At 70.2% G+C, this 12566-nt stretch carries 8 protein-coding genes; 2 read left to right on the top strand and 6 right to left on the bottom strand.

Annotated features, from left to right (window positions below; all coding sequences use genetic code 11):
* Nucleotides 1–31: 31 nt before the first annotated feature.
* Nucleotides 32–2644: a putative bifunctional diguanylate cyclase/phosphodiesterase gene (locus C8N38_RS02330; protein WP_158272283.1), complete on the bottom strand. Its 2613-nt coding sequence runs from the start codon at nucleotides 2642–2644 to the stop codon at nucleotides 32–34.
* Nucleotides 2645–2936: 292 nt separating this feature from the next.
* Between C8N38_RS02330 and C8N38_RS02325 the strand changes: the two genes are divergently transcribed.
* Nucleotides 2937–4766, top strand: coding sequence for a coiled-coil domain-containing protein (locus C8N38_RS02325; protein ID WP_108023506.1), 1830 nt, complete (start codon nucleotides 2937–2939; stop codon nucleotides 4764–4766).
* Between the two features lie 32 nt (nucleotides 4767–4798).
* A complete protein-coding gene (locus C8N38_RS02320) occupies nucleotides 4799–5878 on the top strand; it encodes a TAXI family TRAP transporter solute-binding subunit (RefSeq protein ID WP_108023504.1) in 1080 nt (359 codons plus the stop codon).
* A 36-nt stretch (nucleotides 5879–5914) separates the two neighbouring features.
* Here C8N38_RS02320 and C8N38_RS02315 read toward each other — a convergent pair whose 3' ends face one another.
* The 5 genes from C8N38_RS02315 to C8N38_RS02295 form a co-directional block, all read right to left on the bottom strand.
* A complete protein-coding gene (locus C8N38_RS02315; protein ID WP_108023502.1) occupies nucleotides 5915–8230 on the bottom strand; it encodes an AAA family ATPase in 2316 nt (771 codons plus the stop codon).
* Between the two features lie 175 nt (nucleotides 8231–8405).
* Nucleotides 8406–9131, bottom strand: a complete 726-nt coding sequence (locus C8N38_RS02310; protein WP_108023500.1) for a SpoIIAA family protein — start codon at nucleotides 9129–9131, stop codon at nucleotides 8406–8408.
* A 143-nt stretch (nucleotides 9132–9274) separates the two neighbouring features.
* Nucleotides 9275–10150: an NAD-dependent epimerase/dehydratase family protein gene (locus tag C8N38_RS02305; RefSeq protein WP_108023498.1), complete on the bottom strand. Its 876-nt coding sequence runs from the start codon at nucleotides 10148–10150 to the stop codon at nucleotides 9275–9277.
* The gene (locus C8N38_RS02300) at nucleotides 10147–10977 is read right to left on the bottom strand and encodes a glycosyltransferase (protein WP_425440008.1); all 831 of its coding nucleotides are present in this window, start codon (nucleotides 10975–10977) and stop codon (nucleotides 10147–10149) included. Before C8N38_RS02300 ends, C8N38_RS02305 begins: the two co-directional genes overlap by 4 nt.
* Nucleotides 10978–10985: 8 nt before the next feature.
* Entirely contained in the window at nucleotides 10986–12203 is a 1218-nt protein-coding gene (locus C8N38_RS02295; protein WP_108023717.1) for an NAD-dependent epimerase/dehydratase family protein, read from the bottom strand.
* Nucleotides 12204–12566: the final 363 nt, after the last annotated feature.

Genomic DNA, 12566 nt, shown 5'->3' with positions numbered 1-12566 from the left:
CCGAGCGAAACCCGGTCTCATGCGCCCCGGCTCAGGCGACCGAGGAGGCGCCGGGGCCCATCCGCCCCTCGCTCAGCCGAGTGCACAGCTCCTTCGGCGCGAGCGGGCGGGCGAAATGAAAGCCCTGCAGGGTGTGGCAGCCGAGGGCTGCGAGGATCTCGGCATGGGCGGCGGTCTCGACCCCTTCGGCGGTTACCCCGATGCCGAATGTGTGGCCGATATCGACGATGCTGCGCACCAGTCGGCGGGCCCGCTCGGTCCGGGTGACGGGCACGATCAGCCGCTGGTCGATCTTCATGACGTCGGGCGCGAGCTGCATCAGCCCCACCACCGAGGCATGCCCCGAACCGAAATCGTCGATCTCGATGCCGAACCCGTAGTCGCGCAGCAGATCGACGTGAAACCCGAATTCGTCGGTCTGTTCCTCGACCAGAACGCTTTCGAGGATCTCGACGGCGATCCGCGTCGGGCCGAGGTCGATGGCCGCCGCGATGCCCGGCAGGTCGGTTTCGCGCAGCTGCGCGACGCCCGCGTTGAACGAGACCTTGGGAATGTCGAAGCCCGCGCGGTTCATGGCGGCGACCTCCTGCAGGCCCTTGCGATAGATGATTCGGTCAATTTCGGGCATCATCGACATCTGCGCGGCCAGCCCCAGAAAGGCGGCGGGCGGCAGGATGCCGCGCACCGGATGCTGCCATCGTGCCAGGGTCTCGACCCCGACAAGCGCGCCCGAGACGGCGTCGAACTGGGGCTGGAAATAGGGCAGGAATTCCTCGTTCAGGACGGCCCGCTCGATCTCGACGGCGAGCCTTCGCTTTTCCTGAACGTCGCGATGCAGTTCGGGCGTGTAAAGCGTGATCGCGCTGCGCCCGTCATCCTTCGAGGCGTAAAGCGCGGCGTCGGCGCTGACCAGAAGCGCGCCGATGTCGACCAGCCCGTCGCCCGTGCCGCAGATGCCGAAACTGGCGCCGATCCGGCAGGTCTTGTTCTGGTACGGGATATCGCGGCCGATTTCGTTGCGCAGACGGTCCGCCAGGCGCATCGCGTCGTCGGTATCGCGGCCCGGTCCCAGCACGATCACGAATTCGTCGCCGCCGATCCGGGCCGGAACATCGCCCGGATCCGTGCCCTCGCGCAGGATCTCGGCGACCCGGATCAGGACGTGATCGCCCGCGGCGTGGCCGTGGGTGTCGTTGACGTTCTTGAAATGATCGAGGTCGATGCGGACCACGCTGCGCGGGTCGCCCTCGGGGTCGATCCCGGCGAACAGGCGTTCGAGGGCGCGGCGGTTCGGCAGGCCGGTGAGGCTGTCATGCAGCGCCTGGTGTTCAAGCTCGTGCCGGGCACGCTCAAGCTCGCCCTCATAGGTCTTGCGCCGGGTGATGTCGGTCGAGATCGCGGCAAAGCGGATCACCCGGCCATCGGCGTCGAAAATCGGCGTGATGCTGAGATGGGCCCAGAACGGCGTGCCGTCGCGGCGGTAGTTCAGGATCTCGGCGCGCACCGGTTCCTTGCGCGCGATGGCCTCGCGCAGACGCCGGCCAGCCGCCGGGTCGGTGTCGGGGCCCTGCAGCAGGGCATCGGCATCGCGGCCCAGCACCTCGCGGGCGGTGTAGCCGGTCAGCGCCAGGAAGGCGGGATTGGTCCAGACGATGCGCCGCTGGGCGTCGGAGACGACGATCGAGTCGCTCGACATGCGGGCGATCTGCGCCAGTTCGGCCAGTTCGTCCCGGCTGGTGGCCAGGTCGCGGCGGCTTTGTTCCAGCGCCCGGTGCGGGGCGACGATGAAGCGGTGGCCGGCAAGCCCCATCGCCACGAAGGGCACGAGCAGAGCCAGCCCGGTAAACAGGACGACCTCGCGCCCCATCTCACGCGCAAGCCGACCGGTCAGCCGGGTATTGCGTTCGATCACGACGAAGAAATCGGTGCCCGCGACCGGGGCGGCGATCAGGTCGTCGCGATGGCCGGTCCAGTCGGGATACATCGCCACCTGAAAGGCGGTGGCCAGCCGGGTCTTGGCAGAGACCGCGTCGCCGGTCAGCACGCGGCTGAGATCGAGGTGCTTTTCGATCACCAGCATGCCGCGCGGCTGGCCGCCCGCGAAGACCGGGATCGACATAAGGAAGGCCGAGTCGACGCTGTTGCCACCGCGGCCGGGGCGGTACGAGATCAGGGGTTCGCTGCCGATGCGGCCGGCGGCAAGCTGGCTGAGCCCTTGCCGCGTTTCGGCCAGGCCGAAGACCGGACGCACCATCACCCCCGGGGTTCGAAGCCGGACCGTCCCGTTGCGGTCGAAAAGCAGAACCTGGGCGGTGACCCCGTCGCTCAGCCGCTCGAGCGCGCGGCGCATCCGGGTGGTCCGGGCCCCCGCGTCAGAGCTGAGATAGGCGCCCGTCTGAGGCGCGCGGGCCAGCGACAGGGCTTCGGCCAGCACCAGGTCCAGCGTATCCTGCACCGATCCGGCCCGGGTCTGGGCCTGGGTTTCGAGCGCGGCCAGATGCAGCTTGTGGAGCGCCGGGACCGCGACAAGCCACAGCGCCGCCGCGATCGAAGCCAGCGCCGTCAGATACCCGGCCGCGGTCAGCAGCAGGAAGCGGCGGCCGACATCGACCCCGGCCAGGACGGCGGAGAGCGAGCCGGTCAAGGCACCGATGCGCCGGCAGGGCGCAGATCGGGCGCGAGGGCGCGGAAAGAGCAGGGGCGCAGCATGAAAGGTTCGACTTTTGTTCCCGGCCGCGATCCTGCGGCAGCGGGTTTTGCACAAGCTTAACGTCGCTCCGGAAATCCCCGAAAATTCGACCGATCCCGCGCAGGCGCCAGGCTGCGTGGCGCGGTTGCGGCGGACCGGACCGGCACGACCCTTGCCTTGACGCATAGGTCAGGTCACACTTGCGTCATCCGGTCCGGGGGGACCGCTTTGACGAGGCGAGGGACGGATGCGCTACGCTTGGCTGGCCGCGACGGCGGCTGTGCTGTCCGTATCGGGCACGGGAGGGATCTGCCAGCAGGCGGCGCCGACCGGCCCTGAACTGACCGCTGAGGACGTGCAGGATCTGTCGCAGCAGGCGGCCTCTTACCGGCGCATCATCGCGGCGCTGTCCGAAGAAAGCGCCCAGGCCGAGGCGGTGCTCGAGGGCACGCAGGACCGGCTTCGGACGGCGCTGAACGCGCTTGCGGAAGCCGAGGCGCGGCTGGAGGACATGACCGCCCGTCAGGCCGAGATCGAGGACCGCCTCGCGGCAGCAGATGCACAGAAGGCCGAGCTGGCCGATCTGAGCAAGGAGGTTGCGGCGGCACGGGCCGCACTGGCCGATCTCGCGGCCGAGCGCGACCGTCTGGACGCCGAGACGGCAGGGCTGGAAACCGCCCGGGCCGAGGCGGCGGCCGGTCTTGAGGCGCTGGAAGCCAGGGCGGAAACGGCCACCGCGGCGGCCGAAGCGGCGGAAAGCCAGGCGGCCGAAACCCGGGCCGAACTGGACCGGCTGAGCGCAGAGGCCGAAACGGCGCGGCGCGAGGCGGCCGAACTTGGCGAGGCGGCGGCCGCCGCCCGGGCCGAGGCAGAGGCGGCGGCGGCGTCCAGGGCCGAGGCCGAAGCGGCGCTGGCCGAGGACGATCGAGGCGCGGCCGCCCGTCGCGACGACGCCAGGGCCGCGGCAGAGCGCGCCGAGGCCGAGCAGGCGGCGGCGGAGGCGCTGCTGGCCGCCACCCGCCAGAAGATCGAGGATCTGGCCCCCCGGCTTGCCGAAGCCGAGGCCGCGTCCCAGAAGGCCGACAGCGCCCGGGCCGGGACCGAGGCCGCCAAGGCCGCGCTGAAGGACATCGAGGACCGGATGGCGGCGGCCCGGGCGGCACTCGCCGCGACCGAAGACCGGATCGCCGAGGCCGGGGCGGCGCTTGAGGCGAGACGGTCGGAACTTTCCGCCGCCGAAGCCGCGGCCCGCGAGGCCGCAGCGGCGGCCGACGCCGCCGAGGCCGCGCGCCGGCAGGCCGAGGCCGGGGCCGAAGAGGCGAAGGGCCGCCTGACCGGGATCGAGACCGCGCTTGACGAGGCGGCGGCGGCCGAGGCCGAGGCGCGCGACCGGGCCGAGGCGGCGCGCGGGATCGCCGAGGCCGCCGAAGCCGAGGCCGCCGAAATGGCAAAGCGGGTCGGCGAGTCCGGGGCAGAGAATGAGGCGCTGCAGGCCGAGATCGCCAAAGCGCGCACGACGCTCGATCGGCTGCGGCAGGAAACCGAAGCGGCCACGCGGATGCGCGATCAGGCCCGGTCCGAGGCCGAGACGGCCCGGACCGAGGCCGACACTGCGATGGCAGACGGCCGCGCCCGGGCGGCGACCCTTGTCGAAGAGGCGCGGGCGATGGCCGAGGAACGCGAGCAGGCTGCCGAGGCCCGGGTCGCCGTGCTCGAGGCCCGCGCGACCCAGCTTGCCGCCGATATCGAAGCCGCACGCCGGATGCTTCCGGATGCGTCCGAATCCGGCACCGCCGCATCCAGCGCCGAGGTTCAGGCCGCGGCCGTCATGGCCCCGGCGCCGCCCGCCCCGGGCGCACGGCCGGCCTATCGCGCGGGTCCCGCGCCCTCGGGCGAGGCCGTCACCCGGGCAGTGGCTGCGGCCCCGGGCCTGCAGGAGGCCAGCCCGGCCGAACGTACCGAGCTGGAGCGGCTGCTGGGCGAAGGCATGTGCGCGCCCGACGCGCTTCGCACCGTGTTCGGCGGGATCAACCGCCAGACGCTCGTTTCGCTGATCCGCGGTCTCGGCCGGTGCTAGCGCCTGCCGCCCGCGCAGAGGAGTGTTTGAGAATGTCCCTTTTCCAACGGTCCCGCCGCGCCATTTTCGCCCTGCGCGTCGGGGTTCTGACCGCGCTTGCTCTGGCGGGCCTTGTTGCCGCCGGTCCCGCCTTTGCCCAGCAGTTCGAGAAGAACATCCTGACCGGCGGACCGACCGGCACCTATATCCAGTTCGGCCGCGACATCGCCCGCATCGCCGGGGAATGCGGCCTCACGCTCAACGTGCGCGAAAGCGCGGGCTCGCTGGAAAACTTCGTCGGCGTGCGGCAGCGCAGCTTTACCCAGTTCGGCATCGTCCAGAGCGACGTTCTGGAATACCTGCGGACTTATGCCTCGAACGATCCCGAAATTGCCCGGACCATCGCCGGGGTGCGGATCGCCTTTCCGCTTTACAATGAAGAGGTTCACCTGCTGGCCCGGTCCAATATCGGCAGCCTCGCCGATCTGGCGGGCAAGCGGGTCGCGGTGGGGGTCGAGGACAGCGGCACCTATGTCACCGCGACGCTGGTGCTCGACCTGACCGAGGTCGCGGCCGAGCGCGTGACCATCGGCCCCGACGAGTCGCTGCGCCAGTTGCTGGCGGGCGAGATCGACGCCTTCTTCTATGTGGCGGGCGCGCCCACCAAGCTGTTCCAGGACCCCAGGATTTCCGCCGACCGCTTCCATCTGCTGGCGCTGACCGATCCGGTGCTGCAGGCGGTCTATACGCCCGCCACCATTGCCGCTGACACCTATCCCTTCCAGAGCGACCCGGTCGAGGCGGTGGCGGTCAAGGCGGTGCTGATGACCTATGAATACCAGATCGGCAAGAACGGCTATCACCGCGCCAGCTGCGATGCGGTGCGCAGCATCTCGCATCTGGTGCTGGCGAAGTTCGCCGAGCTGAAAGAGACCGGCCATCCGAAATGGACGCAGGTCGATTTGACCGACATTCCGCCCGGCTGGGAGGTCGGGGCCTGCGTGAACATGGGGCTCGATCCGGAATTCACGCTGCCCTGCACGCGCAACACGGCCCCTGCGGCCGAACCGGCGATGAGTGCCGCGAACGCGACCTATCGCCGCCGGATCTGCGACGCCATCGGGGGCTGCTGAGGCTCTGCCTTCGCGGCCCCTGCATCCGGGAAAGGGCTATTCGGGGGCCAGCGGCTGCCATTCGGTCGGGGCGGCGGTGCCCGCCCGCACCCGCCACCAGGCCAGCGCGGGCCGGTAGGGCAGGGCGATCCGGGCGGCGGTCAGCGGCGTTGCGAAGACCGCCGAGGGCGGCCCCGGCTCGGCCGCCAGTTCGACGACGAAGGGCCCGCTTCCCTGCCAGACCAGTTCGGCCACGCCCTCGGACAGGGCCGAGGCCAGCGGCCAGGCCTGGGCGCGGTCCGGATCGGCCGGACGCTCGGGCAGGTCGGCCAGCCGCACCCGGGCGGCCGCGACCTCGACCGAGGCCGTCATGTACCATTGCCGCGCCGTGCCGAGGTCGCGGGCCACGCCGTCGCCGACCTCGTAGATCTGGCCCAGATAATAGGCCGCGCGCGCCTGACCGTTCACCGCGGCGCGGGAATAGGCGATGGCGATGTCGAGCAGGTCGGTGCTGGCCAGAGCCTGCCGATAGAGGCGCTGTGCGGCGCGGGGATCGGGCGGGGCTGCGTGCAGCGTGACGGGCGGAACGGCTGCGGCGGCCAGCGTCACGGCCGGGGGCTTCGCGGCCGGACGCGTGGCGGCGGTGGCCGACAGGCCGATCAGCGGCTCGGCCCCGGTTTCGTCGATCCGCCGGGTCAGCGCGGCAAGCCGCAGCTCGGCCTCGGCGATCCGGTCGCGCAGCCCGGCCAGACCGGCTTCGGCGCGCGCGGCCTCGGACCGGGCGGTGTCGCGGCGGATCTCGGCCGTGCCGGCCTCGGCACTGGCGGCCCGAAGCCGCGCTTCGATGGCGTCAAGCTCGGTCCGGGTCGCGGCAAGGCGGCTCTCGGCGGCCGCGAGCCGGGCCCGGGTATCGTCGAGCCGCCGCGAGGCCGCGCGGGCCTCGGCTTCGGCGGCCCCGGCGGCGGCGCGGGCCTCGGTCAGCCGGTCGGACAGAGGCGCAAGGGCGCCGTCGGGTCCGATGCCCGCACCCTGACCCGACGCGGCCAGTCGCGGTTCGGCGGTGCCGGGCTCCGCGACCGGATCGCGCGCCGGACCGGTCAGAAGCGCCAGCGCGCCCAGGCTTGCAGCAAGGCCGATCCCGGCCCCGGCAAGGGCGGCGATGGCACGTCCCCCCCGGCCGCGCCTGCTGGCCGGGGCGACCGGGCCTGCGGCGGGCGGTGCGGCGAGGGGGGCGGGGGACGGCTCCTCCGAGATCCGGTCCGTCATCGGCGCGGCCGTTGCTGCCGGGAACGGTGCGGGGTCGGACGGGAGATGAAACTGGATCGTGTCGGGCAGGCTTGGCGGGCTTGCCGCGGTCGCCTCGGCCATGGGACCGGCCTCGGGCACGGGGCCGGGCCGATCCGCGAAAGCCGCGTCAGGGGACGCGTCGGGGTAAGCCCCGGTCGGCGTCGGCGCGGGGCCCGCCGGGCGGGCGGCATGGGGCGCGGGACGGGACGCGGGACGGGGCATCGCCTGCGGCCGGTCCGTCTCGGGCGTCTCGAAGACGCAGCTGTCGGCGCCGGACGGGTCGGTCCAGTCTGCCAGCACGCTGCGCACCAGCGCCGCATCGGGCCGGGGCTGGCGCGCGACGAAGGCTGCGTTCAGGCAGCGGTCGCACAGCACGTTGACCAGGCGCCGGACGCCCTGGGCCTGGCCATGGATCAGCGCCATGGCATCGGCATCCAGCAGCGTCTCGGCAGAACCTCCGGCCGCCGCGATCCGGGTGCGGATATAATCGGCGGTCTCGGCCGCGGTCATCGGTTTCAGCCGGACCACGCTGTCCTCGGCGAGGCTCAGGAAGGACGGGCGGGTCTGGGACAGGTGCGGTTCGAGATCGGGCAGTCCGGCCAACACCACCTGAAACGCCGCGCCGTGGCCCCGGTCGGGATGCGCCACCCGGTCGAGCATCTCAAGCCCGGCCTCCGAGAGACCCTGGGCCTCGTCGATGGCCAGAAGCGGCAGTCGCCCGGCGGCGCGGATGTCGGCCAACACGGTTTCGACCCGGGCCAGCAGCGTATCGAGATCGGCCGCGCCCGCCTCGGCGCCGAAGGCCGAGAGGATCCAGCGCAGGAGCGCAGGACCGTCGCCGGTGGGGTTGGTCTGGAAGGCCGGGCGGAAGATGTCGGCCAGCGTCTCGTCGCGCAGCAGCGCGCGCAAGAAGGTGGTCTTGCCGGTGCCGGTATCGCCCAGCACCAGCGCCAGCGGCGCGCCGTCGATCAGCGCCAGCCGGAGGCGTTCGAAATCATGCCAGTGCGGGTCGGTCCAATGCACGGACCCCTCGCATGGCGCGACCCCGAACGGTCGGTGCGCCAGCCCGAAGAATGCATCGTACATGGGTGATGCCGTATCCCTCTTACCACCTTTCCGATAATGCGTGAACGCGCCTGTCAGGTCGAGTCCCGCGCGCAGGCGGTGCGGCGATTGGGCAAAGGGGGGGAGCGGCGCCGGACCGGCAAGGGCGGCGAAGCGCCCTCCGGCAGCGGGCCGGGGGGCGCGAGGGATGGGCCGGTCAGGCCAGCAGCCAGGCCCGGGCGGCGGGATAGTCGTCCTCGTCGAAATACTTGGTCTTGGCGTCCAGCACCATCGGCAGCACGGTTTCCGCAAGCTTCATCCACGACTTGTCGCCGACCACCGCGATCCGGTAGGGCTGGCGGCGGTGATGGCGGATCAGGCCCAGATGCTCGCCCACCGCCGCCGGACCCTGCCAGCCCTCGAAGCGGCGCAGGTCCACCATAAGGCGATAGCGCTCATGGGCCGCGCCATAGGCGTCGAGATCGGGGGTGCGGGCCTTGTAGGAGGCACTGTCGAGCCGGCCGATCAGCTGCACCTCGAGCGCGTCCTCGCCGATTTCCTCGATATGCAGCGCCCCGAGGGATTCGCGCAGCCAGAGCCGCGCCTCGTCGCGCTTGTCGAGATCGAAGGTGCGGACCGGGCAGGGCAGGGTAAAGCCGAACATCCGGACCCCGGCCTCGATCTTGTCATTGTCGGTGACGACGGCGATCTTCTCGAAGCCGCGCCAGTGTCTCAGCCCCAGCCGGGCATCGGCCAGCAGTGCGCCCGGGGAATAGCCGTCGAAATCGGGGCCGATCTGGTAGAGAAGCCGCACCGGCACGCCCCAGTCGCGCGCCCTTGTGACGGCGGGGATCAGGACGGTTTCGTAATCCTGTTCGGTGACGCGTCCGGTCGCCCGGATCTCGAGAAGGCCCTCGACGGTTTCTTCGGTAATGTCGATCATGGTTCGGAAATCCTCACTGATGACGGTTTAAGGAATATGTAGGAACGCAGCCCCGGGGATCCATCCCCGGGCGGCGGGGCGGGATGGCCGTCCGTGTCATGGGTATTTTTGCCAAGAAGAAAAGGCGGGCCGGGTCTGGGGGATCAGTCGGCCGGGCAGGGGCGGCAAAGCGCAGGGATGGTTGCCTTGAGCCGGGCGAGCCCGCCGGGCGTCCAGCCGAAGGCCGCCAGGCGGTCGCAGCGCATGGCGCTGACGGCCGCGTCCGAGCGGGGCGGCAGCGGATGGGGGATGCCCTCGGCCTCGGCGAGCAGCGCCAGCAGGTCGTGGCGGTCGAGCAGGATGTCCGAGACGTTGAAGACCCCGCGCGCGCCCGCGTTGCGCAAGAGCCGGGCGGCGGCGGCAAGGTCGGTGCCATGGACCTCGGTGCCGCGGCGGGGCGCGATGGGGTGGCCCTGGCGGAAATCGTCGAAGAGCGTCTGCCATTTATGGGCGCGGCCGTGGGCGGCGGGTCCGTAGACGCCGGTGGCGCGCAGGGCGACCGGGGCGAAGCTGTCGGTGGCAAGCGACAGGAGCGCGGTTTCGGCGCGGGCCTTCACTTCGCCATACAGCGTGTCGGGATAGGGCGTCAGCGTTTCGGTCAGCGCGGTGCCGGGCGGGTAACGGCCATAGACGGCGCGGCTTGAGAGAAAGACGATGTGGCTGAGCCCGGCCGCGCGCGCCGTTTCGAAAAGCGCGATCGAGCCGTCGAGATTGGCGGCGGTGAAGCCCGTCGGATCGCTGCCCTCGCCGCCCCGATAGCGGCCGGGCAGATGGGAAAAGGCGCAATGAACGAGCGCGTCGAGACCCGAGAGGTCGGGGCGGTCGCCCAGCGCGTAGGGCCGAAACCCGGTCGGGGCCGAGAAGAAGCCCGGCGGCGGCGGCGTGCGGCCGAGGATCGTGACAGGCTCGCCCCGGGCCAGTGCCTCTTCGACAAAGAAGCGCCCGACAAGGCCGGTGGCGCCGGTGACGGCCAGGGTCATGATGCGGCGGGTCCGGGCAGGGCGGTGGTGTCGGGGATCTCGCTGCCATCCGCATGGGCGCGCCAGAGATCGATCAGCGGTTTGAGGCGGTCGGCCTTGTCGTGGTCCTGCCAGGGTTTTTCATACTGGAAATGCAGCACGCGGATGTCTGGCCAGGACCAGAGTTCTGGCAGGTTGAACCAGACATATTGCAGCATGTTGTCGAAGACCGGCAGCCCGTGCCAGCCCGGGAAGAACTCCTGCAGGAAGGTCTGGTCGGTTCGTCGCCAGAACGCACCGGGAGCGTCGAGAAGCGGAAGCATCTTCTCGAAGGTCTGGGCGTGGGGCCGGGCGGTGAAGACGCCCGAATTCATCCGCCGGAAATCGGCCAGGCTTTCATAGACATTCGGCGCGGCGCACAGCTCGGGATAGTCGAACAGCCGGTCGATCGGTTGCAGCACCAGTGTGTCGGCATCGAGAAAGATCACCCGCTCGTAATCGAGCTGCCAGAGCCGGAGTTTGCAGAAATTGTCGAGCGGCGTGTGAAAGGCGGGCTTGGTGCCCTTGGTGAAGGGCGCGTCCCGGTGCAGCTTGTCGCGGGTATGGGCGGCGTTGAAGGCGTCCGAGGTCGGCAGCAGGTCGGTTTCGACCAGCCGCGCGCCCAGATCGGAAAGGGGCGCGAGATCCGCCTCGGCCACGCCGCCGGTATGCAGCACGCAGATATCCGAGGCCCGTCCGTCCGTCCGTTTCAGAGAGCGTATCAAAGCCCGGGCCCCCAACGCGAAATCCGCGTTGGTGACCAGCGTCACATAGGCATGCCGTGCCCCTGCGCCCCGTGCGGACCTCAGACCGTCGCTCACGAGACCGATTTCAGCCGCTTGCCTTCCGGGTCACGCTCGACCCGGCTGGCCAGATCGCGGGTCCAGGCCGAGACGCAGGGCACGCGCTTGCGGTCGACCCGGTGGGCGAATTTCTTCGCGATCTCGACGACCTCTTCCAGAAGGCCCTCCTGCAGGGTGATCGGGTCGAGCCCGAGGCCGAGGAAGTTGTCGTTCTTCACGATCAGCTCGTTCTCGGCGGCTTCCTTGCGGGGGTTCGGCAGGTAGGCGATCCTGGCGCCGGTCATCTTGGCCACCAGCTCGGCCAGATCGCGGACCCGGTGGGTTTCAGTCATCTGGTTGAAGATCTTCACCCGGTCGCCCTTGGCGGGCGCGTCCTTCAGCGCCAGCTCGATGCAGCGCACGGTGTCCTGGATGTGGATGAAGGCACGGGTCTGCCCGCCGGTGCCATGCACGGTCAGCGGATAGCCGATGGCGGCCTGGGCCAGGAAGCGGTTCAGCACCGTGCCGTAATCGCCGTCATAATCGAACCGGTTGACCAGCTGCGGGTGACGCCGGGTCTGGTCGGTGTTGGTGCCCCAGACGATGCCCTGATGCAGGTCGGTGACCCGAACGCCGTCGTTCTGGGCGTAGAACTGGAACAGGATCTGATCGAGCGACTTGGTCATGTGATAGACCGAGCCGGGCCGCGTCGGATAGAGGATCTCCATTTCCTTCGACCCATCGGGCGTGTCGATCGAGACATCCAGATAGCCCTCGGGGATCGGCGCGCCGACCGTCGAATAGCCATAGACGCCCATCGTGCCCAGGTGCACCAGATGCGCGTCAAGCCCGGTCTCGACCATCGCCACCAGCAGGTTATGGGTGGCGTTGATGTTGTTGTCGACGGTGTAGATCTTGTGACGGTCCGAGATCATCGAATAGGGCGCAGCGCGCTGTTCGGCGAAATGGATCACCGCATCGGGGCGGTTTTCCGACAGCCAGTCGCGCAGCCGGTAATATTCCTTGGCGAGGTCGATCAGGTGGAAATGGATCTTCTCGCCTGAGACTTCCTTCCAGATCCGGCAGCGTTCCTGGATCGAGTCCATCGGCGTCAGCGACTGCACGCCCAGCTCGGTGTCGATCCAGCGCCGGCTGAGGTTGTCGATGATGTGAATCTCGTGACCGAGGTTGGACAGGTGCAGCGAGGTCGGCCAGCCGCAGAACCCATCGCCGCCAAGAACCGCAATCTTCATCGACATCTCCTTTCGGGATCAGAATACCGGCGGCGCCAGGCCGCCAACGCGCCGTCCGTTAGCGGACCGGCAAGGTGAAAGTCATTTGAAACTTTTGTGTCAGCGCCCACCGCTGCTCCATAGACATCACATATGGAACGGCTTTTCCACCCGGCGCCGGGCTGCGACCCTCTGCCTCGCCCCCGGACCGGAGGCCAACCGGGACGGTCCGCGACCGGGCCGCGGTCCGCACGGGGACCGGATCGGGGACGGCGGGACGACTCGGGAACCGGACGGGGCGGTCTGCGTTGAGACAGAACCGGCCGGGCCGGGACAGCGTTGGGAAGGACAGGGACGGGCGCAATGGCCGGGTCGGCAAGCACA

Origin of the sequence: Rhodovulum kholense, assembly GCF_003053725.1 — a bacterium.
GTDB classification, from domain to species: Bacteria; Pseudomonadota; Alphaproteobacteria; order Rhodobacterales; family Rhodobacteraceae; genus Rhodovulum; species Rhodovulum kholense.
Note: the sequence above shows the minus strand (reverse complement) of the source record. Positions and strands in the feature narration are given on the sequence as shown.